Source organism: Magnetospirillum sp. SS-4, assembly GCF_902729425.1.
Classification (GTDB): domain Bacteria; phylum Pseudomonadota; class Alphaproteobacteria; order Rhodospirillales; family Magnetospirillaceae; genus Phaeospirillum.
This window is the reverse complement of the sequence record NZ_CACVCH010000001.1, coordinates 177,932-199,288: the sequence shown is the minus strand read 5'-3', so window position 1 is coordinate 199,288 and position 21,357 is coordinate 177,932. Positions and strand designations below refer to the sequence as shown.

The 21,357-nt window shown below is 67.0% G+C and carries 28 protein-coding genes and 1 tRNA gene; 4 read left to right on the top strand and 25 right to left on the bottom strand.

All coding sequences use genetic code 11. The features are described 5' to 3' along the window. Positions 1–59: 59 nt before the first annotated feature. The gene (gene zapE, locus MTBSS4_RS01005) at positions 60–1,223 is read left to right on the top strand and encodes a cell division protein ZapE (RefSeq protein WP_173981518.1); all 1,164 of its coding nucleotides are present in this window, start codon (positions 60–62) and stop codon (positions 1,221–1,223) included. Between the two features lie 7 nt (positions 1,224–1,230). Here the strand turns inward: zapE and MTBSS4_RS01000 are convergent, their stop codons facing one another. After that, complete coding sequence (locus MTBSS4_RS01000) at positions 1,231–1,419, bottom strand: hypothetical protein (protein ID WP_173981517.1); 189 nt, start codon at positions 1,417–1,419, stop codon at positions 1,231–1,233. A 155-nt stretch (positions 1,420–1,574) separates the two neighbouring features. Here MTBSS4_RS01000 and MTBSS4_RS00995 point away from each other — a divergent pair. Next, positions 1,575–1,648 (top strand) — tRNA-Gln (locus tag MTBSS4_RS00995). Between the two features lie 164 nt (positions 1,649–1,812). Here the strand turns inward: MTBSS4_RS00995 and MTBSS4_RS00990 are convergent. The 24 genes from MTBSS4_RS00990 to MTBSS4_RS00875 form a co-directional block, all read right to left on the bottom strand. After that, on the bottom strand, positions 1,813–1,995 hold the full coding sequence (locus tag MTBSS4_RS00990) for a DUF1508 domain-containing protein (protein ID WP_173981516.1): 183 nt from the start codon (positions 1,993–1,995) through the stop codon (positions 1,813–1,815). Positions 1,996–2,258: 263 nt separating this feature from the next. Beyond that, positions 2,259–2,555 (bottom strand): cytochrome C oxidase subunit IV family protein, encoded by a 297-nt coding sequence (locus MTBSS4_RS00985; RefSeq protein ID WP_173981515.1) that lies wholly within the window; start codon positions 2,553–2,555, stop codon positions 2,259–2,261. Further along, entirely contained in the window at positions 2,552–3,118 is a 567-nt protein-coding gene (locus MTBSS4_RS00980) for a cytochrome c oxidase subunit 3 (RefSeq protein ID WP_173981514.1), read from the bottom strand. Before MTBSS4_RS00980 ends, MTBSS4_RS00985 begins: the two co-directional genes overlap by 4 nt. Continuing rightward, entirely contained in the window at positions 3,115–5,004 is a 1,890-nt protein-coding gene (locus MTBSS4_RS00975; protein WP_173981513.1) for a nitric oxide reductase activation protein NorD, read from the bottom strand. The genes MTBSS4_RS00980 and MTBSS4_RS00975 overlap by 4 nt, the downstream gene beginning before the upstream one ends. Continuing rightward, positions 5,001–5,783 (bottom strand): CbbQ/NirQ/NorQ/GpvN family protein, encoded by a 783-nt coding sequence (locus MTBSS4_RS00970; RefSeq protein WP_173981512.1) that lies wholly within the window; start codon positions 5,781–5,783, stop codon positions 5,001–5,003. The genes MTBSS4_RS00975 and MTBSS4_RS00970 overlap by 4 nt, the downstream gene beginning before the upstream one ends. A gap of 55 nt (positions 5,784–5,838) precedes the next feature. Next, positions 5,839–7,179, bottom strand: a complete 1,341-nt coding sequence (locus MTBSS4_RS00965; protein ID WP_173981511.1) for a cbb3-type cytochrome c oxidase subunit I — start codon at positions 7,177–7,179, stop codon at positions 5,839–5,841. Positions 7,180–7,197: 18 nt separating this feature from the next. Continuing rightward, the gene (locus MTBSS4_RS00960; protein WP_173981510.1) at positions 7,198–7,647 is read right to left on the bottom strand and encodes a c-type cytochrome; all 450 of its coding nucleotides are present in this window, start codon (positions 7,645–7,647) and stop codon (positions 7,198–7,200) included. A gap of 22 nt (positions 7,648–7,669) precedes the next feature. Continuing rightward, positions 7,670–8,491, bottom strand: a complete 822-nt coding sequence (locus MTBSS4_RS00955; RefSeq protein ID WP_173981509.1) for a Crp/Fnr family transcriptional regulator — start codon at positions 8,489–8,491, stop codon at positions 7,670–7,672. Positions 8,492–8,598: 107 nt separating this feature from the next. Continuing rightward, positions 8,599–9,003: a hypothetical protein gene (locus MTBSS4_RS00950; RefSeq protein WP_173981508.1), complete on the bottom strand. Its 405-nt coding sequence runs from the start codon at positions 9,001–9,003 to the stop codon at positions 8,599–8,601. Positions 9,004–9,243: 240 nt separating this feature from the next. Further along, positions 9,244–10,413, bottom strand: coding sequence for a hypothetical protein (locus tag MTBSS4_RS00945; protein WP_254432320.1), 1,170 nt, complete (start codon positions 10,411–10,413; stop codon positions 9,244–9,246). Next, a complete protein-coding gene (locus tag MTBSS4_RS00940) occupies positions 10,410–10,898 on the bottom strand; it encodes a nitrous oxide reductase accessory protein NosL (protein WP_173981507.1) in 489 nt (162 codons plus the stop codon). The genes MTBSS4_RS00945 and MTBSS4_RS00940 overlap by 4 nt, the downstream gene beginning before the upstream one ends. Positions 10,899–10,949: 51 nt before the next feature. Next, on the bottom strand, positions 10,950–11,549 hold the full coding sequence (locus MTBSS4_RS00935) for a nitrous oxide reductase accessory protein NosL (protein WP_173981506.1): 600 nt from the start codon (positions 11,547–11,549) through the stop codon (positions 10,950–10,952). Between the two features lie 23 nt (positions 11,550–11,572). Next, the gene (locus MTBSS4_RS00930) at positions 11,573–12,262 is read right to left on the bottom strand and encodes a sulfite exporter TauE/SafE family protein (RefSeq protein ID WP_173981505.1); all 690 of its coding nucleotides are present in this window, start codon (positions 12,260–12,262) and stop codon (positions 11,573–11,575) included. Further along, positions 12,263–14,677 (bottom strand): cation-translocating P-type ATPase, encoded by a 2,415-nt coding sequence (locus MTBSS4_RS00925; RefSeq protein WP_173981504.1) that lies wholly within the window; start codon positions 14,675–14,677, stop codon positions 12,263–12,265. Beyond that, complete coding sequence (locus MTBSS4_RS00920; RefSeq protein ID WP_173981503.1) at positions 14,674–15,360, bottom strand: hypothetical protein; 687 nt, start codon at positions 15,358–15,360, stop codon at positions 14,674–14,676. The genes MTBSS4_RS00925 and MTBSS4_RS00920 overlap by 4 nt, the downstream gene beginning before the upstream one ends. 28 nt (positions 15,361–15,388) lie before the next feature. Then, complete coding sequence (locus MTBSS4_RS00915; RefSeq protein ID WP_254432319.1) at positions 15,389–15,628, bottom strand: hypothetical protein; 240 nt, start codon at positions 15,626–15,628, stop codon at positions 15,389–15,391. Between the two features lie 50 nt (positions 15,629–15,678). Next, the gene (locus MTBSS4_RS00910; protein WP_173981502.1) at positions 15,679–15,843 is read right to left on the bottom strand and encodes a heavy metal translocating P-type ATPase metal-binding domain-containing protein; all 165 of its coding nucleotides are present in this window, start codon (positions 15,841–15,843) and stop codon (positions 15,679–15,681) included. Next, positions 15,840–16,328: a TlpA disulfide reductase family protein gene (locus MTBSS4_RS00905; RefSeq protein WP_173981501.1), complete on the bottom strand. Its 489-nt coding sequence runs from the start codon at positions 16,326–16,328 to the stop codon at positions 15,840–15,842. The genes MTBSS4_RS00910 and MTBSS4_RS00905 overlap by 4 nt, the downstream gene beginning before the upstream one ends. Further along, positions 16,325–17,371: a hypothetical protein gene (locus MTBSS4_RS00900; RefSeq protein ID WP_173981500.1), complete on the bottom strand. Its 1,047-nt coding sequence runs from the start codon at positions 17,369–17,371 to the stop codon at positions 16,325–16,327. Before MTBSS4_RS00900 ends, MTBSS4_RS00905 begins: the two co-directional genes overlap by 4 nt. Next, positions 17,368–18,048 (bottom strand): ABC transporter ATP-binding protein, encoded by a 681-nt coding sequence (locus MTBSS4_RS00895; protein WP_173981499.1) that lies wholly within the window; start codon positions 18,046–18,048, stop codon positions 17,368–17,370. The genes MTBSS4_RS00900 and MTBSS4_RS00895 overlap by 4 nt, the downstream gene beginning before the upstream one ends. Further along, on the bottom strand, positions 18,045–19,178 hold the full coding sequence (locus MTBSS4_RS00890) for an ABC transporter permease (protein ID WP_173981498.1): 1,134 nt from the start codon (positions 19,176–19,178) through the stop codon (positions 18,045–18,047). Before MTBSS4_RS00890 ends, MTBSS4_RS00895 begins: the two co-directional genes overlap by 4 nt. Then, positions 19,175–19,468 carry a hypothetical protein gene (locus MTBSS4_RS00885; protein ID WP_173981497.1) on the bottom strand — a complete coding sequence of 98 codons (294 nt, stop codon included), beginning with the start codon at positions 19,466–19,468 and terminating at the stop codon, positions 19,175–19,177. Before MTBSS4_RS00885 ends, MTBSS4_RS00890 begins: the two co-directional genes overlap by 4 nt. After that, on the bottom strand, positions 19,468–19,656 hold the full coding sequence (locus MTBSS4_RS00880) for a hypothetical protein (RefSeq protein ID WP_173981496.1): 189 nt from the start codon (positions 19,654–19,656) through the stop codon (positions 19,468–19,470). The genes MTBSS4_RS00885 and MTBSS4_RS00880 overlap by 1 nt, the downstream gene beginning before the upstream one ends. Before the next feature lie 55 nt (positions 19,657–19,711). After that, entirely contained in the window at positions 19,712–20,101 is a 390-nt protein-coding gene (locus MTBSS4_RS00875; protein ID WP_173981495.1) for a DUF2946 family protein, read from the bottom strand. Positions 20,102–20,408: 307 nt separating this feature from the next. Here MTBSS4_RS00875 and MTBSS4_RS22595 point away from each other — a divergent pair, with 307 nt between their 5' ends. Together MTBSS4_RS22595 and MTBSS4_RS00870 are read left to right on the top strand one after the other, a co-directional pair. Then, positions 20,409–20,537 carry a hypothetical protein gene (locus tag MTBSS4_RS22595; RefSeq protein ID WP_256367396.1) on the top strand — a complete coding sequence of 43 codons (129 nt, stop codon included), beginning with the start codon at positions 20,409–20,411 and terminating at the stop codon, positions 20,535–20,537. Between the two features lies 1 nt (position 20,538). Further along, positions 20,539–21,315, top strand: a complete 777-nt coding sequence (locus tag MTBSS4_RS00870) for an energy transducer TonB (RefSeq protein ID WP_173981494.1) — start codon at positions 20,539–20,541, stop codon at positions 21,313–21,315. Positions 21,316–21,357: the final 42 nt, after the last annotated feature.

Genomic DNA, 21,357 nt, shown 5'->3' with positions numbered 1-21,357 from the left:
CGGGCGGGGCAACGTCCCCGCCCATCCTGTCCGGTCCACCACGAAGAGTGCTGTCCACCATGGGCGAGGGTCCCCTTTTCGCCTACCGCGCCATGCTCCAGGCGGGCGAGCTGAAACCCGACATCGCCCAGGGATTGGCGGTGGAGAAGCTGCAAAGCCTGCATCACGCCCTGGCGAAATACCGTCCGTCGCTGGGCGAGGCCGGCTGGCTGGCGCGGTTCGGCCTCAAGAAGAAGACGGCGCCCGGCGCCGCCTGGACCTGGAGCGTCGGCGACGGCGAGCAGGCTCGTCCCCGTCACGGCCTTTACATCTTCGGCGAGGTCGGGCGCGGCAAGTCCATGCTGATGGATATCTTCTTCCAGAGCGCCTCCATCGCCGGCAAGAAGCGGGTTCACTTCCACGAGTTCATGCGCGACCTGCATGGCGAGATTCACCGCTGGCGGCAATCGCCGTCGCGCGGCGAGTCCGATCCCATTCCCAAACTGGCCCGCGCCATCGCGTCGGAGGCGTGGCTGCTGTGCCTGGACGAGTTGCAGATCACCGACATCGCCGACGCCATGATCGTCGGGCGGCTGTTCCAGTGTCTGCTGGAGGATGGGGTGGTGATGGTGATCACCTCGAACCGGCCGCCCGAGGACCTTTACAAGGACGGGCTCCAGCGCGAGCGTTTCCTGCCGTTCATCCGGCTGATCCTCGACCGTCTCGACATATTGGAGCTGAATTCCGAGCGCGACTACCGCCTGGGCCGCAAACGCGGTCTCCAGGTGTTCCACGCTCCGCTGGACGAACGCTCGGAAACGGCCCTGGAACTGGCCTTCGCCCGCCTGACCGAGGGGGCGACCGCCATGCCGCATTCGTTCGACGTCAACGGCCGTCAGGTCCGGGTGCCGTTGGCCGCCGCCGGAGTGGCGCGCTATTCCTTCGCCCAGTTGTGCGCCACCGCCCTTGGCCCCAGCGATTACCTGGAACTGGCGGCCCGCTACCACACCCTGGTGCTGTCGGACATTCCGCTGCTGTCGCCGGCCAACCGCAACGAGGCGAAGCGCTTCGTCACCCTGGTGGATGCGCTGTACGAGCGCAAGGTCACCCTGATCTGCTCCGCCGCCGCCCCGCCCGAGACGCTGTATCCCGAGGGCGACGGCGCCTTCGAGTTCCAGCGCACGGTGTCGCGTCTGATGGAAATGCAGGCCGAGGATTACGTCCTGCGGGAGCATGTGGGCTGACGGAAAGCTATTCCGGGGTGGGGGTGTTCGCTTCCGGCCCTTCGGCGGCGTCAGTGGCGTCGGCGGCGTCGATGGCTCGCGCCCGTGCCTTGCGGCGGGCCAGATTGGCCCGCAGGGCCTCGGCCTGGCGGCGCTGGCGGTTCTCGGCCTCCGTCTGTCCCTTATCCGACAGGGTGGGGTGTCTGGCGTCGGTCATGCGGGCCACTATTCCCGCCTCGCCGGCCTGCGTCAAGCACGCCCGCGGCCGAGCCGAATTCCGGCACTTTGAGCATTGATCGGCCGTGGCCGCTGTGCTAGAAGGTGCGCCTCGCAAGGCTGGCCTGTGCCTGCGACAGCCGCCAGCGGTATTGGTGGGGGATCGTCTAACGGTAGGACAGCGGACTCTGACTCCGCCAGTCTAGGTTCGAATCCTAGTCCCCCAGCCAATCTCTAATTTTCCAATAAAATCAATAACTTAGCCGCCTCGGCGATGGGCAGAAACGCCCTCGTGTGTAGAAGCTTTGCGGGGGGTGGTTTGTGGGGAATGAAGGCCCCCGGACAAACGAAAAGGGCGGGCCGAAGCCCGCCCTACGAACAGCCATACCCTCGCTCAGGCAGGGGTGCAGGCCATACCGTTTCGGATCGCGTTATCCACGCAGTCGGACTTGTTGCTATAGCCTTGGCTTGAAGCCCCGACGATCCGCCCATTGCTCGCAGTGCGACGCCACCGCCAGCCATCGGCACCCTGGTAGATTTCCCAAGTGTCGCCGTTCTTGTCCTTACATGTACTCATGATGAGTGCATCATTTTAAGGTTGTAATGTTGGCAGCGTATACTGAAGGTCGTGGAGAGGCAAGCATTAGGCTCGAATTGGGATGGCCTGTGGTCTCCGCCAACCGTGAAGCGATGCAGGCCTTGTTGCGCACTTCCCCGGAACCGACCAAGAAACTGGTCGATCTGATGGCCGCCCCCGATATCGAGGCCTGATTGGCCAAGGTCATCATCGAACCGCTCGGCTCCCATCACGACCGGGCGGCTTTCGATTGCGGTAAGCGGCTATCGGCCCAGCGCGGCCAGATAGCACGCCAGGCAAATGCCCAGGATCAGCGCCAGCAGGGCGTTGAACCCGCCTCGCCAACCGGGGCCGGCGCGGCGCAGGTCGAGGAAATGGTCCAGGACCTGCCGGGCCTTGACGAAGCTGGCGGCCAGGGCCGCCAGAACCGAGACCAGGCCGGCGCGCTGGCCGGGCGGGCTCAGCAGGGCCACGCCCACCGACAAGATGGTGATCCCGGCCAGGATGATCCAGGCACGGTTCAGGCGGCGCCCCCAGGCGCCGGTGTCTTCAATGCTCATCGCAGCAGATACACCAGGGGAAAGAGGATCAGCCAGACCAGATCGACCATGTGCCAGAAGGCGGCGCCGGTCTCCAGGTTCTCGGAGGTGTTCTTCCATCCGACGATGCCGAGGAGAATGACGCCCATCGCCACATGGGCGGCGTGGAAGCCGGTGGTCAGATAGAACAGGGTCCAGAAGGCGTCGGTCTCGATCCCCAGCCCCCGGGCTGCCTTGTCGGCGTATTCCACGCCCTTGACCGCCAGGAAGGCGAGGCCCAGCGCTCCGGCCCCGGCGAGGCGCAGGCGCGAGCCGCCGATGTCGCCGTCCGAGCGGAGGCGAACCGCGTGGGCGGCCAGCCAGCCGCTGGTGACCAGGATCAGCGTGTTGAGGCCGCCCAGCGGAATCGACAGGGCCGATTGCCCCGCCAGAACCATCTGGGGATGGAGCAGCCGGACCACCGCGAAGCCGATGAGAAGCGCGCCGAACACCAGCATCTCGCCGATGATCAGAACCCACATGATGGGGTTGCCGGGCAGATCCGACAGGGCGCCCCAGCCACCTTCCCGAGTGGACCCGCTCATGCCGCCACCTGCCGGTAGATGCGGGGCAGCGCCGCCGAAAGCTGGGCCAGATGCCCGACGATGGCGTAATGGCCGCGCCCGAACAGATGCGGGAAATAGGCCCGGGCCTTGGAATCCACGGTGACGCCGAATACCGACACCCCCTTGGCGCGGGCTTCCAGCACCGCCTTGCGGGTGTCTTCCAGCCCATGGCGGCCTTCGTAGTGATCCACGTCGTTGGGCTTGCCGTCGGACAGCGCCAGCAGCAGGCGGCGGCGCTCGGGCCGCCCCTCCAGCCGGTGCGCGCAATACCGCAGCGCAGCGCCGATGCGGGTGTAATAGCCGGGCCGTATCGCCCCGATGCGGCGCGTCACCGCCGGGCCGAACGGCTCGTCGAACTCCTTCAGCGTCCCGATCCTGACCCATTGGCGCCGGCGCGAGGTGAAGCTGGCGATGGCGAAGGGATCGCCGCAGGCGGCAAGGCCGTGGCCAAGGACCGCCAGCGCCTCCTTCTCAACGTCCAGCACCCGGCGGTTCTCCACCCAGGCATCGGTGGACAGCGAGGCGTCCACCAGCACCATCACCGCCAAATCGCGGTCCTGGGCGCGGTGGCAGGTCCAGATCCGCTCGCTGCCCACGCCGCTGGCCAGAAGGTCGCAGCGGGCGCGGACGGCGGAATCGGTGTCGATGTCCTGGCCGTCGGATTGGGCGCGCAGCAATTGGGGGCGGGCGCGCAGGGCCTCGAACTGGCGCTTGACCATGCGGATGCGCTGCCGGGTGGCCTCGTCCGGGACCCAGTCGTCGCCCTCTTCCGCCGCGGGCTCCACCAGGACCGAGCAATGGTCGGGGAGGTAGGCCCTGGCCCGCCAGTCCCATTCCGGCAACAGGAATTGGCCGGTGAGCCGCGTGGCGTCGGTGGCCGACGGCGGCAAGTCCAGGTCGAACTTCAGCCTGGTGGCGACGCGGCGCGAATGCTTGGCCAGGGTGATGGTGTCCAGGTCGTCGGCGGCCTTCCTGGCTTCTTCCTCGTCGGTGTCGTCGGCGGCGCGGTTGACGTTGACCATGTCGGCCATGGCCAGGATCTTCTCGAAGCGATTGAGGATCAGCGAGTCCTTGCGGCCGGCATTGTCCTGGCCACGGCGTCCGGCCTTGCGGCGCACTCCGTCCTCTCCGCCTTCGGAGCCGCCGCCCGCCTCGGATTCGCCGTCCTCGGCGGTGGCGAACCCCGGCATGGCCGCCACCGCCTCGCCCCAGAGCGGCACCGGCAGGAACCGGCGGTAGTCGCGGGACGTCTTCGGCGGCAAGCGGGTGGGCATGGCGTATGGATCGGCCAGCAGCGCCCGCACCATGGCTTCCACCTCGGCTTCCATGCCCGACAGGCGGCGTTGGGGCCGAATCTCCGCCAAGGCCGCGCACAGGGCGCCATGGCGCTGCCGCAATCCCGGAAAGGCCACCAATACCGCCCGGGTGGCTCGTGCCGCCTGATCAAGTCGCGCCAGATCGGCGGCCAGGGGATCATCGGGCAGGGGCGTCGGCTCCAACACGGCGAAATACGCCGCCAGCCAGACATAGAGGTCGCGGTTCAACTCCGCCGAGGGAAACAGTGAGATTTGGGCGGGAAGCGACAGGGTTGTCTCGTCGCGGGTGGGCGTGACCAGGCGCTCGGCCTCCATCCCCAGGCGCTGCCTCAGGCCGAGACGGTGGCCGGACTGGCGCGACTGGGCGCAGGCGATGACCAGCGCCTTGTCGCCGCCCAGGCCGCGAAACAGCACCGTCAGCCGGGGGCGCATGGAATCCAGCGTCACGGCGGCCTGGGGATGGCTGGGCCAACTGGCCTTCTCCCCAACCCAGCGGTGCCAGACCGCGCCGACCCGCTCCTCCAGTTCAAGAAGCGACAGCCAGTTCATGCGAACACCGCTTTCACCACTTCCTCCAGCCCGGCCTTGACCTCCGGGTCGTCGGACAACGGCTCGACCATGGTGACGTGGACGGCGTCGCGCACCGCCAGTCCGGCCTGCATCAGGGTGGCGCAATAGACCAGCAGGCGGGTGGAGACGCCCTCTTCCAGGTCATGGCCCTTCAAGGCGCGCAGCCGTTGGGCCAGCAGGATCAGCGGCTGGACCTTGCCCTCGTCCAGACCGGATTCCTCGGCGACCACCCGTCGCTCCAGGTCGGGGGCGGGGAAGTCGAACTCGATGGCGACGAAGCGCTGGCGGGTCGAGGGCTTCAACTGCTTCAGGACGTTCTGGTAGCCGGGATTGTAGGACGCCACCACCATGAATTCGGACGGCGCGTCCAGCAGTTCTCCGGTGCGCTCCAGCGGCAGGATGCGGCGGTCGTCGGTCAGCGGGTGCAGCACCACGGTGACGTCCTTGCGGGCCTCGACCACCTCGTCGAGATAGCAGATGCCGCCCGAACGCACCGCGCTGGTCAGCGGCCCGTCGGTCCATACCGTGTCGCCGCCCTTGAGCAGAAAGCGCCCGGTCAGATCGGCGGCGGTCAAGTCATCGTGGCAGGAGACGGTGAACAGGGGCCGGCCCAGGCGCGCGGCCATGTGGGCGACGAAGCGGGTCTTGCCGCAGCCGGTGGGGCCTTTCAGCAGCAGCGGCAACCGCTTGCGCCAAGCCAGTTCGAACAGGCCGCATTCATTGCCCTGGGGCAGGTAGAACGGCAATGGGGATGACATGAATTTCTCCGAAGAAAAATGGGGCGGCGGCAACGCACCGCCGCCCCGCTCTCACTTACTCGGCCGGTTGGACGATCGCCGCCCCGGCCCGCTTGCCGCCGGGAACCGCCAGCGACCAGACGATCAGGATGACGCCCACCAGGGTGGCGACGCCCGCCCCCAGACGCATCCAGTAGAACAGGCCCAGCGCGTCCTGCACTTCCATGAAATTCATGCCCATGACCCGTTGCAGATGCGTCTGCACCACGCCGGCGAAGGTGAGCGCGAAGGTCATGAAGGTCACGCCCGAGGAGGTGATCCAGAAGCCCCACATGTTGAGCACCTGATTATAGGGCTCGCGCTTCAGCAGGTTGGGCATGGCGTAGGTGAACATGGCGATGTTCAGCATCACATAGGCGCCGTAGAAGGCCAGATGCCCATGGGCTGCTGTGATCTGGGTGCCATGGGTCACGTAGTTGACGGGAGCCAGGGTGTGCAGGAAGCCCCAGACGCCGGCGCCGAAGAAGGCGAAGACCGAGCAGCCCAGCGACCACAGCAGCGCCGCCTTGTTGGGATGGGTGCGGCCGCCCTTCCACACCATCATGAAGGTGAAGATCACCATGGCGAAGAACGGCAAGACCTCCAGCGTCGAGAACACCGAGCCGATCCACTGCCAATAGGCCGGCATGCCGATCCAGTAGTAATGGTGCCCGGTGCCGAGGATGCCGGAAAAAAGGGCGAGGCCGATGATGACGTAAAGCCACTTCTCGACCACCTCGCGGTCGATGCCGGTCATCTTGATCATCAGGAAGGCCAGCACCGAGGCCATGACCAGTTCCCACACGCCTTCCACCCACAGATGGACGACCCACCACCAGAACACCTTGTCGAGGATCAGGTTGGCGGGGTTGTAGAGCGAGAACAGGAAGAACACCGCGATGCCCCACAGCCCCAGCAGCAGGACGTTGGTGATGGCGGTCTTGCGGCCCTTCAACACCGTCATGGTGACGTTGTAGAGGAACATCAGCGCCACCACGACGATGGCCAGCTTGATCCACAGCGGCTGTTCCAGGAACTCGCGTCCCTCGTGGATGCGGAACAGATAGCCGACCACCGCGGCGGCGGCCCCGAACAGGAACAGCCAGAACTGGATGATGGCCAGCCTGGGACTGTGCAGTTCGGTCTCGGATTCTTCCGGGATCAGGTAATAGGCGCAGCCGAAGAAACCCATCAGCAGCCACACGATCAGCGCGTTGGTGTGGATCATGCGGGCGACGTTGAAGGGCAGCAGTTCGGACAGGGTGTTGGGGGCAACCACGATGGTGCCCAGCACGACGCCGAACAGCACCTGGGCGACGAACAGGCCCAGCGCTCCGGCGAAGTAGTAGAGCGCGACCTTCTGCGATTCGTATTTCATATTTATTGCTCCCCCTTTTTAGCCGGAAACCTTGGGCGGCCAGTTCTGGGTATTGACCTCGCTGGTCCACTTGAAGAAGTCGACCAGATCGTCCAGTTCCCTTTCGGTCAGGTCGAACTTGGGCATCTGGCGGCGGCCCTCGATGCCGGTGGGCATGGCCTTGATCCAGTTCTTGATGGCGTCGCGACCGGCCTGGGCGTCCTCGCGCCCGCCGAAGCGGACCCAGACATTGCCCAGTTCAGGGGCGTAATAGGCGCCCTCGCCCATGATGGTGTGGCAGTTGATGCAGGCGTGCTTCTCCCACACATGCTTTCCCGCCGCCACCGAGGCGGTGACGGGGTGGGTCTCGTTCATGGCGTTGACGGTGCTGACGCTGTGCGCCACCAGACCGACGAAGATGATGAAAAAGAATGCCGTGCCGCCATAGAAGATGTTTCTGGCGGCGGCTTTTGTCAGAACGTCCGACATTGCGCTCCTCCGGTGGAATTGATCAGGAAAGGCTCTTGAAGGTCCTGTAGGCGGCCAGTTGCTTGTGCTGGGCCGTGCTTCCGTCCTGGGTGGCGATGCCGAGCTCCCCTTCAAGCACGGCACGCAGGGCGGAAATATCATTGAGGATTATGGTGTTGCGGTTGCGCCGCTCGACCACGCCGGCCGAAACCAGCCGGGTCAGCGAGCGGGCGAAATGGGCTGGCGTCATGCCCAACTGACCGGCGATGGCCTTCTTGGGGATGTCGAGCGCGAAGCTGTCCTCGGCTCCGGCCCTGGCTGCCTGCTCCAAGAGGAAGGCGGCCAGACGCTGGACGCTGGTCAGGCAGCGCTGGGCCATCAAGGCATCGGCCAGGGTTTGGGTGGCGGCGGCCACCAGGCCGAGAAAAGCGTGAACGAGCGGGCTGCTGGCCTGCAACTGCGCCAGCATGGCGGCACGCGGAATCCGCACCACCAGCGCCCCCGTCATGGCCTCGGCGGCGAAGACATGACCGCCGACGAACAGATCGGCGGCATCCAGGATAGCCGGCGCCGCGACTCCATCGACGATCACGCCATCGGGACCGTGCAGAACCACCTTGCCCCGCATCACCACATGCAGATGGTCGGCCGGGGTGCGGGCAGTGAACAGCGTCGCCGTTTCCGTGACATGCGATACCGAGGCGACCGACAGCAAGGACTCGATCTCGTCGGCGTCCAGCAGGTCGAACGGCGCTACGTCGGCCAGACGCTCCAGGGCCAGCCGGTCGGGATGGCGTCTCGGCCAATGGCCGAATTCCAGGGCCGGAGCCCCCTTGGCAGGGGACGCCACATAATCCAGATTCATGATTTTGCTCCTTCGGGGGGAGTCGCGCCGAACCGTGCCGCGTCGTCAGGCGATGCCGGTTGCAGGATCGGACGGGAAATCCCGGTCACATTCGCGGGCGAGAACGCTCAGGCGATGGACGGGGGAGCGCGGGATGGCCCGTCGCCGGCCATCCGCCGCGACGGGGGAGGAACCTGGGGGCCGGGCCAGGGTTCGTCCAGGATCGCCGTCCGCGGGAGCGGGACGGCGGCCGAGGCGGCGTCGGCTTCCAGCCGATGGGCCAGGGGCGGACAGTACAGGCAGTGGTCGGCCGATGCCCCGGTCTTGGCGCGCTTGCCCTTGTCCTGCGAGCAGACCGACAGCAGCACGTCGGCGAGGAAGCCGTCGGCATCGCCCGCCACCGTCAGGGACGCGGCAGCGCCAGGAACGCCGCCGCCCGCCACCATGGCGAAACCGGCGGTCAGCGACTGCGTCGCCATGCCGACGAACAGCAGCAGGACCACGATGGCCGATTTCAGCGACGGGCGAATCATGCCGGACTTCACTTTCGCGGCCCCCTCACCCCGAGGCGGCCATGGGCAATACTTAGAAGTGATCGGGGGTGGCGTCTTTGATCATGGTCAACCTTGAAAGATAATGAAAAGATGTCATAAGGTTAAGATTGTTTACTTTGGTAAAGATCGGAGGCCATCGATGTAATGATTTACCTGTGCCGCATTATCCATATCCGCTATCCGGGTATGAACCGGAAAGATAACGCCGCCTTTCACTGGTCATGCCACGAACACCGGGGCGAAACCGCCGCCGGGGGTGCGGAAGTTGGTGGTCTGCCCTTCGTATAGCCGCGCGGCCATCTGGATGACCCGCCCCTGCCAGGCGTTGGCGCGCAGATCCATCTTGAGATCAGTTCCCACATGGTCCAGATGGACCCGGGCGGCGGGAACATAACGCTGGGCCACGTAGGGCGAGGACAGCACGGTCGGCCAGGCCGAATTGGTAATCTTCTCGCCGCGATAGACCGCCTTGCCGGCATGGCCCTTGGCCGGCTTGAAGAACCAGCGCCGGCGTTCGGCCCACAGGCTCTCGGCGTTGGCCGCCGACACCGGCACGGTGGGGGGAACCACCCGCGCCACCTGGGCGGCGATATCGGGACGCACCCCGATGGAGCGCAGTGCCGCCTCGTCGGACAGCAGCGCCATCACCCGTTTGTCGGAATACAGGAAGTGGGCGCGGGGGTCCGGCGTGACCACGGTCCCCCCACCACGCCACGCCTCGGCCAGGACGGCATGGGCCTGGGATTCCAGGCTGAAATCCACCAGCCGGTTATAGACCATGTCGGCCCTGCCGGCGGAGAACTGGCCGGGGTCGATGACCTCGGCTTTGATGCCGGCCGCCTCGAACATCCGCCGGTACAGCTGGAATTCCGGCTCCAGATATTGGTTGGGCGGGTCGTCATCGACGATGGCGACGCTCCGCAATGGATGGTCTCCGTTCTGGCGGCGCCATTCCTCGTGAAAGGCCTCCAGGGCCACGGCCTCAACCTCGCAAGCGGCTCCCAGTTCGGGGTGCAGCGCCGCCAGGGCGCGCGCCTGCGTCGCCACCGCCAGCATGCCGCCGGGATTGGTGTTGATCTCGATGAGTTTCGGCCCTTCCGGGGTCAGGTGGAAATCGAACCCCAGAATCCAGCCTCCCAGGCCGTTATCCGGCAATTCCTCGCCCCTGGCGATCTCCAGGGCGGCCGCCACCAGGCCGGGATGGGAGAAGGCGGCGTGAAGGGCCCTGACCGCCGCTTCCACCCGCTCCGCCTGATGCCGGGGCAGCAGCACGGCGCAGGGGGAAAGCAATCCCTGGCGGGACCGCAGGGCCTGGGTGACCTCCGGGGCGCCGATGTCGCGCCCGATGGCTTCCCAAAGGCGATCATCGGAGACCGATACGGCCCTCACTTCACCCCGCCCCGGTCGAGACTCTTCAGCAATTCCGCGCCGACCTGGTCGAAGGTCAGGATGCGCTTGCCCTTGTGATCGGCCATGAATTCGTCGGCGTCGGCCTTGCTGGCCAGCGGCACCAGTTCATGCCCCATGGGTCCCAGTGTATCCGAACCCACCACGAAGAAGGCGGAACGGGCGTCGATGGTCCTGACCCCGTAATAGTCGGTCACCGCCACGATGGCGATGTCCGCCGCCTCGTGGCCGGGATCGTAACGCCCGAGGTCGCGCAGGAACTTGAACAGGTCCTTGGCCCCGTCGAAGTAATGGGCGTGACCATCCTTGAACACCACGGCGGCCACCCATTCCGGGTACTTGGCGACGAACATGCCGCAGACCGGGCAGACGCTGTCGGGGCCGGGCGGGGCGATCACCACTTCTCCCGCCGTGGCCGGGGCGGCGAACAGCAACAGCGACAGCAGCGCGACGATGATCGGACGCATGATGTTTCCTCGGGATAGGCAGCGGGGGCGCCAAGGCCCCCGCCGGAAAACTCAGCCCTTGTGCTGCATTTCACCCATCATCTTACGGCGTTTTTCGTCCCGCCTCATGCGGATCATCATGGTGTCCTCGGCCATGCCCATATAGGAGAGCATCAAGGCCTTGTTGAAGTCCACCACCTCGCCGTCGCCCTTGGCGGCCTCGGCGGCGACCTTGGAGGCGAACGAGGTCTTGGGCTTCCTGGTCATGACGCCACGATGCTCGCCGCCGATGACGTAGGCGGCGGTCTCGGCGTTGGTCAGGGGCTTCAACGCCTCGCCCGAACCGTTGTCGGGGGCATAGATGGCCTTCGGCATGCGGTCCAGGTTGACCGACAGCGACACGGCGGCGCAGTGGATGGAGCAGGTGCCGTCCACCAGATCGTCCGAGTAGTGAACGAGGTGACGGCTGAAGTGGTATTCCTTGCGGTCCATGCCGCAATAGGGGCACTTCGGGTATTTGGCCAGTTCGTCCACCAGGGGGGTGGGGTCCTTGGGCTTCTTGGGCATGAACTGCGCCGGCGTGCCATCGCCCTCGGCGGCCACGGCGGGAACGGCGATTGTGGCGGCCAGGCCCAGGGTGGTACCGGCGGCCAGGAACTTGCGACGATTCATTCTGCTCTCCTCTCCAAGACAACTCACCAATTGGACAGATTTTTCATCACGGCGAAGAAGCGCAGGCCCTGAATCAGGGTCGCCGCGCCCAGCGCGATGACCACGATGGCCGCGCCCTTCAGCAGCCAGCCTCGCGCCCGGGCGCCCAGACGCCCCAGCACCAGACTGACGAACAGCATGGACGGCAGGGTTCCGGCCCCGAAGGCCAGCATCAGCAGGCCGCCCTGCCAGACCGTCGCGGCGGCGGTGGCCTTCACCGCCATGGCCAGGGTCAGCGCGCAGGGCATCAGCCCGTTCATCAGCCCGGCCAGTGCCGTCCCCCGCGCCGGGCCTTGGCCGGCGGCGGCGAAATAGACCTTGCCGAAGGCCGCCATGGGCAGCCCGATCAGCGGCAACCGCCGGGGCAGCCAGCCCAGGAGATCCAGCCCCAGGACGATCACCACCACCCCGGCGACGATCTGCAATATTCCCTGGACCTTGCCGATGATGCCGGTGGAGACCAGCGCCAGCCCCAGGGCGGCGGCCAGCAGGCCGACCAGTCCGTAAACGGTGATCCGGGCGCCGTGATAGGACAGCGCCGGCACGATCCCCTTGCCCGCCTCGCCCATGCGCATGAAACAGGCGGAGACCAGCGAGCCGCACATGCCGACGCAGTGCCCGCTGCCCAGCAGGCCCGCCATGAACGCCAGCATATAGTCGAGATCGTCCTCCATTCATCCGGCCTTCTGCAGCCGCAGCGAGTTGGTCACCACCGAGACCGAGGACAGCGCCATGGCCGACGACGCCACCATGGGGCTGAGCTCGCCCAGGGCGGCGCCGGGAATGGCGATGGTGTTGTAGCCCATGGCCCAGACCAGATTCTGGCGAATGATCCGCATGGTCTTGCGACTGAGCTCGATCATCTCGGCCACCTTGGCGATGTCGCCGCCCACCAGGGTGACCGGGGCCGCCTCGATGGCGATGTCGGTGCCGGTGCCGATGGCGAAGCCCACATCGGCGCAGGCCAGGGCCGGGGCGTCGTTGACGCCGTCGCCGATCATGCCCACCTTTTCGCCGGCGGCGCGCAGCCCGGCCACCAGGGCCTGCTTGGCGGCGGGCGAGGCCTGGGCCACCACTTCGGGAATGCCCACCTCGGCGGCGATGGCGCGGGCGGCCTCCTCCACGTCGCCGGTGGCCATGATGGTGCGTACCCCCAGACGATGCAGGCGGGCGATGGCGTCGGCGGAGGTGGGACGGGGCCGGTCCGAGATGCCCATGGTCACGGCGAGACGCCCGTCGATGGCGGCCAGCACCGGAGTCTGGCCGGCGGGAACCGCATCGCCCCCTGCGATGCCGCGTTCGGCCAGGAAGGTGCGGCTGCCCACCAGCACCTCGTGGCCGTCGATGCGGGCGACCACCCCTCGCCCGATTTCGGCGGAGAAGTCGCCGGCCCGGACGGGTTCGATCCCCAGGGAACGGGCGAAATCGACCACGGTGCGGCCCAGATGATGCTCGGAGCCCAGTTCCGCTCCCGCCACCAGCGCCAGGGCGCTTGCCTTGTCGAAGCCCGGCTCCAGGCGCAGATGCGACACCACCGGCCGTCCCTCGGTCACCGTACCGGTCTTGTCGAACACCAGGACGGTGAGGCCCGCCGCCGTCTCCAGCGCCTCGCCGTTGCGGATGTAAATACCGCGCCGCGCCGCCTGTCCGGTGGCGGCCATGATGGCGGTGGGCGTGGCCAGACCCAGGGCGCAGGGACACGCGATCAGCAGCACCGAAACGGCATTGCCCAGCGCGGAGGACATCCGCGCTCCGCCGGCGAGCCAGGTGGCGAAGGTGGCGCCGGCCACCGCCACCACGCCGGGAACGAATACCGCCGACACCCGGTCGGCCATGCGCTGAACCGGCAGCTTGGCGGCCTGGGCGTGATCGACCATGCGCACGATGCCGGCCAGGACGGTATCCTGGCTGACGGCGGAGGCCGTCATGCGGAAGCTGCCGGCGCCGTTGATGCAGCCGCCGATCACCGCGTCGCCCGGCCCCTTGACCACCGGCATGCTTTCGCCGGTCACCATGGATTCGTCCATGGTGGTGCGTCCGAAGACCACCTCGCCGTCCACCGGCACGCGCTCGCCCGGCCTCACCACCAGGACCTCGCCCACGGCGACCTCGTCCACCGGCACCACCACCTCGACCTCGCCACGGACCACGGTGGCGGTGGGCGGCTGAAGGTCCAGCAGCTTGCGGATGGCGTCGCCGGCCTTGCCCTTGGCACGTTCTTCCAGCCAGCGTCCCAGCAGCACGAAGGAGACGATGCCGGCGGCGGCCTCGAAATAGAGATGGTGGCGTCCGGCCAGAAGCGAGGACACCGAGTGGCCGTAGGCGGCCCCCGAGCCCAGGGCGATCAGGGTATCCATGTTGGCGGCACGATTCCTCGCCAGCTTCCAGGCGCGCAGGAAGAACGGGCGGCCGGCGCCCAGCACCACCGGGGTGGTCAGGGCGAATTCCACCAGATGCCACAGGCGCGAGCGGGGCATGGCCATGCCGATGACCATCACCGGCAGGCTGAGCAGGCAGGCCGCCATGGCGCGCCGGCGGGACTCCCGGACCAGGGCGCGCTCACGCTCGACGATCAGCTTGCGCTGAGAGAGCGTGTCCATGGGCCGCGCCTCGTAGCCCAGCGCCCGGATACGGGCTTCCAGGGCGGGGCGGTCCAGCACACCCACCACCGTCGCCGTGGCGGTGGCGTAGTTGACCGAGGCGGCGCGCACGGCGGGATCGCGGTTCAGGCTCATCTGGATCAGGGCGGCGCAGGACGCGCAGGTCATGCCTTCCACGGCGACGCAGACCTCGCCCTCCGCGCCGTCGGGCAAACGGTCGGGCTCCCCCATCGAAGCGCGGGGGGCGCGGGCGATGTTTCCAGCCACCTTGTTCAGCAGGGTCAGCAGGTTTTCCGCCGGCATGGCCCTGGGGTCGAAGCGGATGGCCAGCGAACCCAGCGCTGCGACCACCTTGATGTCCAGGATCGCCCCGTGCTTTCTCAGCAGGATTTCCAGCAGGCACAGACGCTCGCCGTCGCCCTTCAGCGCCGGGATCAGGATGCGGACCCGGCGCCGCAAGAGGTGGACGACCCGGATGGCTCCGCTCATTTCCTCGCCACCTTGGGCACCGCCCCCTTGCGGTAGCGGACCAGCAGGAAGGTGAGGTAGAGCACCGACAGCCATTGATAGCGGTATGTCCAGGGCCGGGGCAGCCACTGGCCGATGATGCGGTCCCAGTGCTGGCGGATCAGATAGAAGGCCACCAGGTCGTTGAGGAAATGGATCATCCATTCCTGCAAATCATTTCCCGCCGGGATCGGCTTGCCGGTCTTGATGGCGACGATCTTGCCCAACACCTCGGCCTTGGCCCTCAGGTCGTCGTAGCGCTGGCGGACGGCGCGGACGGGCGCCGCTTCCTTCAGCCGCGCCAGCCAGCCGGGTGGCTGGCCCGCCGGGCCGTCTTCTCGCCCGCCGGGGACCGGGGCAGGCGCTTGCCCCCCCTCGGCCAGACTTGCCACCAGGCCGGACAAGGCCGCCACCAGCGTTGGCAGCGGGCACACATCCTCCATGAAGCGGATGGACAGCTTGCCCGCCCCGGTGAACACATGGACGCGGTAGACACCCTCGACGCGGGCCAGTTCCGTCCGGAACGCCCACGACGCCTCGTCGGTACGCAAGGCCTCGGGCAGGTCGAAGCGCACATGGCCGGCCGAGCGATGCCGCACCCTCATGGCCTGCCACAGCGCCTGGACCCGCGCCTGCCTGGCCGCTTTCGTCCGTCTTGCGATCATGACGGCCCCCTCATGTCAGCTGACCGGGTTATTCTTTGCCCTTGCCTTCCTCGGCCTCGCGGTTCTCCTCCACCAGATCGGCCAGGTTCTCCTTGGCGTTGAGCACCATGTCCTTGCCCATGTCGGAGGCCCTGGCCACGGCGGCGACGATCTCCTTGCGGTACTTGTAGCCGTAATAGCCGACCGCGATTCCCGCGCCCAGCATGACGACCGGATTGAACAGCAGACGCCCCAGCAGGCTCTTGCCCGCCACATATCCAACAGCCATGACGGCCCCCTTTCCAAGTTCATGTCCAAGATGGTTGGTTTCGTTGTTCATCATTTCCTGTCCCCTTTTTCCTTCACGGCATCCGGGTTCAGCATCACCCAGATGCCCCGGCAGCCTTCGCAGCAGAACGCCATGTCCTTGTCGCCGGCCTTCAAGTGTATTCCGTCCTTGGGCACCGGCAGCCCGCAAAGGTCGCAGGTCTCGGGCGTGCTCATAGCAGTTCCTCCACCTTGCGGCGGAAGGTGGCCTCGTCGGTCTCGCCCAGGATGCGGCCCTTGACCTTGCCGTCGCGTCCCACGAACAGGGTCATGGGCAGGCCGGTGACGCCATAGGCCCTGGTCACCTTGGAGCCGGGGTCGAGCAGGACCGGATAAGTGACGCCCAGCTTGGCGATGAACTCGGCGATGTCGCCTTTCTCCTGCCCGGCATTGACCGCCAGCACCTCGAATCCCCTGTCGCGGGACTGGCTCCAGACGGTCTGGATCATCTTCATCTCGTCCTTGCAGAACGGGCACCAGGTTGCCCAGAACCGCAGGACAACCACCTTTCCAGCCAGTTGCGCGGGATAATCCACCGTGCTCCCGTCCAGGGTGGCCAGCTTGAAGGCTGGCGGGGCATCGCCCACATGAGGCGTCTTGCCACCCGATTCACCACAGGCGGAAAGCAGCAGCAGGACGGCCAGGAAACGAAAGATCCTCATGGCTGGCCTCCGGACAGATTGAGCAGGATGGCGTTGATGGGCGATTCCTCCATCAGGATCAGGTGCGAGCGCCAGACCAGCCAAGCGGCCACCAGTCCGAACAGGGCGTAAGACGCCATCGAGGCGGTGACGCAGCGTCGCAGGATGCGGGGCGCCGCCTCGGTCAGGCTGGCGATCCGGCAGGCCGGCTGGCAGATGCCGGCAGCCAGCCCCAGGGCGGCGGCGATGAACAGCGGCAGATAGAGGGCATAGCCCACATGGCCGTACTCGCCCTTCAGGATGCAGAACGGACAGTGGTGGTGCGGCATTTCGTAGACATAGACCGACAGGGCGGCCACCACCGCTTCCAGCGCCGCGACGAACGCCAGCAGCGCGGCGGCGGCGAAGGCGACGCCGCCGCGGCCGGTCGCCTGGACCCGGCGGCCCAGCGCGAAGACCACCGCCATCGCGCCTCCCATTACGCCCAGGGCCACGGCGGGGTCCAGGGTGGCCAGCCTGTCGCTGGTCACCTGCGTGTTGCCGGAAAACAGGGTCGAGCAGCACGATGCGATGACATCGGCCCGCAAGCCCAGGAAATAGGCCAGTTGCACGCCTGCGGCGGCGAGCAGCAGGGGGCAGAGCACCAGCAGCGCGCCGTATTTCACCCTGACCAGCGGGTAGTCATGGCCGCGCGAATCCAGGTGATTGAGCGCCAGCCAGCCCGAGGCGGCAAAGAAGGCCGCCATCTTCAGGTACAGGGAAGGAAAGCCGAACTCGTTGACGTTGAGCGTGCCTACCGCGCACATGGCGCCGACGAACAGGGTGGACATGCGGTCGGCGTTGAACACGAACAGCACCAGCGAGGCCAGTTCGGCGGCGAGAACCACCGCCAGCAGCGTCGAGACCAGATATGTCCGCTTCTCCATCTCCAGCTGACGTTCGGACCCGCTGGCCGTATTCCAGTGGCGCAGCACGCTGACCGAGAACGGCAGCTGTCCGGCCACCAGCAGGGCGCCGGTCAGGGAGGCCAGCAGCAGGGCGATGATGGCGGGCTGAAAGATCATCCCCCCCTCTCCACCAACTGCCCGTCACGCAACGACACCACCCGGTCCACCACCGCCGTCTCGCACACCAGGGGGTCGTGGCTGGTCATCAGCACGGTCTTGCCGGATTCCTTCAGGGTCTCGACGATATCCAGGAACTGTTTCGAGCGCTCGCTGTCCAGGTTGGCGGTGGGCTCATCGGCGATCACCACCTCGGGGTCGTTGATCAAGGCCCGTGCGATGGCCACCCGCTGGGCCTCGCCGCCCGACAGCCATTCGGCGTTGGACCGGGCCTTGGGCGCGATGTCCAGACGCTCGAGCAGCGCGTGGGCGCGCCGGGAAAGCTCCGTTCGGTCGATGCCGAGGGGATAGGCCGGGATCATCACGTTCTCGATCGCGGTGATGCCCTTCAGCAGATTGAACTGCTGGAACACGAAGCCGAAGGTGGAGCGCCGGATATCGGTGAGGAAGCGTTCGGGCAGGCCGGAAATGTCGCGGTCCTTCAGGCGCACCCGCCCCGAGGTCGGCCTGGCCAGACAGCCCACCAGGGTGAGCAGCGTGGTCTTGCCCGAGCCGCTTGGCCCCCGGAACACCGTCACCTTGCCGGCCTCCACCGACAGGTCGATGCCCTTCAAGGCCCAGAACTCGTTCTCCCGGCCCTGGTTGAAGGCCTTCCTGACGTCGGTGAGACGGATCATCGCATCACCTGATCGGGATCGATGATGGCCGCCCGCCAGATGGGAACCACAGTGGCGACCGTATAGGGAAAGACGGTGAAGAAGAACAAGGTCGCCACCTGCAACTCGTCCACGAAGGGAGTGAGGCGGTATTTGGGATACATCACCGCCCAGCCCTTCAGCGCCGGCTCGAACAGCCCGGCACCCAAATGGAAGACATGGGCGTAGGCCAGCAGGTAGCCCAGCAGGAAGGCCGACAGCGACACCACCAGCCCTTCCAGCATCTTGAGGCGGATCACGTCGCCGGTTTCCCAGCCCACCGCCTTCAAGATGCCGATCTCGCGCTTCTCTTCCGCCGACAGGCCGGAGGCCTTTTCCCACGAGAAGATGGCGAAGGCCAGGATGGCGCCGGCCAGCAACACCAGCAGCATGCCTTCGCGCCAGTCGAACACCGATTCGTAGGTGCGCAGGATCTCGTCTCTCAGCACGATGCGGGTGTCGGGCAGGGCCGCGTCGATCTTCTCGGCGATTTTCCCCACCTCGCGCGGATTGCGGACCGAGACCGCCAGATCGGTGAACAAACCCTCCGGAATGCCGAACAGGCGGCGGAAGTCGGTCTCGGACACCAGGAACAGATCGGCGGAAACCAGGGCGGATTCACGTCCGATGGCGCCATCCACCTTGAACTGGACCAGGGTTCCGTCATGGGCGCGGAAGCTCATCAAATCGCCGGGCTCGGCGCTTCTGGCCCGCGCCACCGCGTCGCCGATGATCACCTTGCCCGGCTCGATGCGGGGGCTGGCCGGAACCATCAGGGTGTAGTTGGCCGCTGCCGACGGATCGAACAGATAGCCCCACAGCCGACCCTCGACCGACTGGACGCCCCGGATGCCGCGGATGGCGTCGAGGTAACGGGCGGGGATCAGGTCGTGGCGCCCGGCCACCATGCGCTGGACCAGCACCTCGGGGCTCTTGACGAGCACGATGGCGGCCTCGCGCCGGATGGCGTGCGAGAACAGCATCACCGAGGCCAGCACGAAGACGATACTGGTGTAGACGGCCAGCATGCCCAGCGTCTTGCCCCGTCTGCGCGACAGCGACGACAAGGTGAAGTCGAGAAGGTTCCGCTGCTTGCCGATCCACGAATTCATGAGCGGCCCTTCAGGCGCGGCGGCGGCAACAGCGATCCGGAAGGGAAGTGGTCCAGGGCGAAGGGATGGTCCTGAAAGGCGGAATGCAGGTCGGCCTGACTGGGGTGGCGGGTGTAGCGAGCCTCGGTGAACAGCACCAGGTCCGTCAGGCCCAGGCGCTCCACCAACTCCGCCTTGCGCGCCAGGGCGGAACGTTCCCGCGCCAGCCCCAGGGCGGCATCGGCGAAGCTGGCCGCGAACAGGGTCACGGCCAGCGCCAATCCAAGGAGATAGGCGTCCGACGGGCGCATCAGACCCTGGCCGCCGCTTTCATCAGCACGACCCGAAGCGCGCCGGTCAGGCTGGGCCCCACGCCCAGGCTCTGCGACACGGCGGGCACCAGGATCAGGGACGCGACGGTCAGGCCGGTGCTCAGGACCAACGAGCCGAAACCGATGGAATCGGTCTTGGCCAAACCCTTGACGGGGGAAGCGCTCATGCCTTGTCCTCCATTCTCCACGACGGCGATGGGGCTAGGCCCCACGATCAGGCGGTCAGGAGCGGAGAGGCGGACCTCGCTGGGTCTGGGGCTGGCGTTCGGATTGCTCCGGCGCCGCATGCGCGGTCGGGCGACCGGGCGCCGGACGGCTTTCCGCTTCCGGCGCGACCCAGGCGGTCGGCGTGGGCGGCAGGATCTTGGCGCCCATGTGGGTCTGGCAGAACTGGCAGTGCTCGCCCTTGGCCTTGGCGGGAGTACCGGCCTCGCCCGGAGCGTCGGAAGAATGGCAGATGGAGGCGGTCAGGTCCTGCTCCAGCGCCATGGCCGCCTGGGCCGGCACCAATGGAACAATTACCTGAAGCAGGAGCGCAAGGGCAGCCAGCCACGCGCCGAACCGTCCGAGACGGCCCGACTGCCGAACGCTGCTGCGATGCTTTCCCTGCACCAATACGGGACCTCTTCCGGTCAAGTAGGGATGGCTAATCTAACATGCCCGCCACCCGGAGTCACCGCGCTTATTCCGGGTGCTTGGGCTGATCGTCGGCGTGCGGCGTGCAATACCAGCAGGCCGGCGGCCGACAATGCCTGGGGCTGGCCACACATGGTCCGAAATACCTGTCGCGGCGCCACTTTCCATCCGTTCCAGAGTGATGACCGACACTCTTGCGCCGCAAGTGATAGTCACTTGCAATATCTTCTTGACCCCATGCCCCCATGAACCGTATGCATTTGGCGGCGCGATTGTATCGCAATTGCATCTTTCCGCCGGAACCGGGACCGGTCGGGAAAAGGAGGACAAGGGCGTCATGAGCGAGGTCGATACCTCCCTGTTGAGGCTGTTCCTGCGGGCCGACGACGCCCTCCAGCCGGCGGGGGGATGAGATGCGTTCGGCCCTTCCCGTTTCCGCCACCCTGCACGCCGTCATCCTGACCGGACTGGTCTTCTTCGCCATGCCGCCGGCTCGCCTGCCGCCCTCTCCGCCGGTCCCGCTACAGGTGATGCTGTCGCCGTTGAGCCTCGGCCCCAAGGGAGGCGGGGCCGCCACCCCCAAGGCTCAGGACATTCCGCCGCCGGCCACCGTCCTACCCGCGCCGCAACCGCCCAAGCCGGTGGAAAAGCCCGTCGTCCGGTCTCGGGCGGCGGCGGCCAGGCCGGTGCCCGCGCCCAAGGCCGAGCCTCGGCCCGAACCGGCGCCGCAGCCCGCCGAACAGCCCACGCCGCAGCGCGAGGCGGCGCCGGCGGCGGAAAGCGTCGCCGCCACTCCGCCGGCAGCGGCCGGCCCCGCCGCGTCGAACAGCGGTGCCGGCGGTCAACCGGGCGTCCTGCGGGTCGATGCCGCCATGCTGGCCAACAAGCAGAACTCCGCCTATCTGGGAACCCTGTTCTCCTGGCTGGAGAAGCACCGCCAGTATCCCCGCCGCGCCCGCCTGACCAATACCGAGGGCGTGGTGCTGCTCAAGTTCCGCATCGACCGGACGGGAAAGCTCCAGGCCTGGAGCGTGGTCAAGGGATCAGGCAGCCCCCTGCTGGACAAGGCGGTGACGGACATGATCGCCGCCGCCGACCCGCTGCCGCCGGTCCCCGCCGGCTTTGCCGGCGACCGCGGCGGGCAGGACCTGGAATTCGTCATACCGGTCCAGTTCAAGCTTCGGTCCTGACGCCTCGCGCCGGCTCCGGTTGATTGATGCGTGATTTGAGGA

Excerpts from the sequence above, each read along its gene's own strand:
- MTBSS4_RS00925 (WP_173981504.1), bottom strand. The coding sequence starts at position 14,677 with ATGAGCGGAGCCATCCGGGTCGTCCACCTCTTGCGGCGCCGGGTCCGC.
- MTBSS4_RS00910 (WP_173981502.1), bottom strand. The coding sequence starts at position 15,843 with ATGAGCACGCCCGAGACCTGCGACCTTTGCGGGCTGCCGGTGCCCAAG.
- MTBSS4_RS00960 (WP_173981510.1), bottom strand. The coding sequence starts at position 7,647 with ATGTCGGACGTTCTGACAAAAGCCGCCGCCAGAAACATCTTCTATGGC.
- MTBSS4_RS00950 (WP_173981508.1), bottom strand. The coding sequence starts at position 9,003 with ATGATTCGCCCGTCGCTGAAATCGGCCATCGTGGTCCTGCTGCTGTTC.
- MTBSS4_RS00885 (WP_173981497.1), bottom strand. The coding sequence starts at position 19,468 with ATGCGCCCGTCGGACGCCTATCTCCTTGGATTGGCGCTGGCCGTGACC.
- MTBSS4_RS00895 (WP_173981499.1), bottom strand. The coding sequence starts at position 18,048 with ATGATCCGTCTCACCGACGTCAGGAAGGCCTTCAACCAGGGCCGGGAG.
- zapE (WP_173981518.1), top strand. The coding sequence starts at position 60 with ATGGGCGAGGGTCCCCTTTTCGCCTACCGCGCCATGCTCCAGGCGGGC.
- MTBSS4_RS00930 (WP_173981505.1), bottom strand. The coding sequence starts at position 12,262 with ATGGAGGACGATCTCGACTATATGCTGGCGTTCATGGCGGGCCTGCTG.
- MTBSS4_RS00900 (WP_173981500.1), bottom strand. The coding sequence starts at position 17,371 with ATGATCTTTCAGCCCGCCATCATCGCCCTGCTGCTGGCCTCCCTGACC.
- MTBSS4_RS00975 (WP_173981513.1), bottom strand. The coding sequence starts at position 5,004 with ATGAACTGGCTGTCGCTTCTTGAACTGGAGGAGCGGGTCGGCGCGGTC.
- MTBSS4_RS01000 (WP_173981517.1), bottom strand. The coding sequence starts at position 1,419 with ATGACCGACGCCAGACACCCCACCCTGTCGGATAAGGGACAGACGGAG.
- MTBSS4_RS00915 (WP_254432319.1), bottom strand. The coding sequence starts at position 15,628 with ATGGCTGTTGGATATGTGGCGGGCAAGAGCCTGCTGGGGCGTCTGCTG.
- MTBSS4_RS00985 (WP_173981515.1), bottom strand. The coding sequence starts at position 2,555 with ATGAGCATTGAAGACACCGGCGCCTGGGGGCGCCGCCTGAACCGTGCC.
- MTBSS4_RS00965 (WP_173981511.1), bottom strand. The coding sequence starts at position 7,179 with ATGAAATACGAATCGCAGAAGGTCGCGCTCTACTACTTCGCCGGAGCG.
- MTBSS4_RS00970 (WP_173981512.1), bottom strand. The coding sequence starts at position 5,783 with ATGTCATCCCCATTGCCGTTCTACCTGCCCCAGGGCAATGAATGCGGC.
- MTBSS4_RS00935 (WP_173981506.1), bottom strand. The coding sequence starts at position 11,549 with ATGAATCGTCGCAAGTTCCTGGCCGCCGGTACCACCCTGGGCCTGGCC.
- MTBSS4_RS00980 (WP_173981514.1), bottom strand. The coding sequence starts at position 3,118 with ATGAGCGGGTCCACTCGGGAAGGTGGCTGGGGCGCCCTGTCGGATCTG.
- MTBSS4_RS00890 (WP_173981498.1), bottom strand. The coding sequence starts at position 19,178 with ATGAATTCGTGGATCGGCAAGCAGCGGAACCTTCTCGACTTCACCTTG.
- MTBSS4_RS00990 (WP_173981516.1), bottom strand. The coding sequence starts at position 1,995 with ATGAGTACATGTAAGGACAAGAACGGCGACACTTGGGAAATCTACCAG.
- MTBSS4_RS00905 (WP_173981501.1), bottom strand. The coding sequence starts at position 16,328 with ATGAGGATCTTTCGTTTCCTGGCCGTCCTGCTGCTGCTTTCCGCCTGT.
- MTBSS4_RS00880 (WP_173981496.1), bottom strand. The coding sequence starts at position 19,656 with ATGAGCGCTTCCCCCGTCAAGGGTTTGGCCAAGACCGATTCCATCGGT.
- MTBSS4_RS00940 (WP_173981507.1), bottom strand. The coding sequence starts at position 10,898 with ATGCGTCCGATCATCGTCGCGCTGCTGTCGCTGTTGCTGTTCGCCGCC.
- MTBSS4_RS00955 (WP_173981509.1), bottom strand. The coding sequence starts at position 8,491 with ATGAATCTGGATTATGTGGCGTCCCCTGCCAAGGGGGCTCCGGCCCTG.
- MTBSS4_RS00870 (WP_173981494.1), top strand. The coding sequence starts at position 20,539 with ATGCGTTCGGCCCTTCCCGTTTCCGCCACCCTGCACGCCGTCATCCTG.
- MTBSS4_RS00920 (WP_173981503.1), bottom strand. The coding sequence starts at position 15,360 with ATGATCGCAAGACGGACGAAAGCGGCCAGGCAGGCGCGGGTCCAGGCG.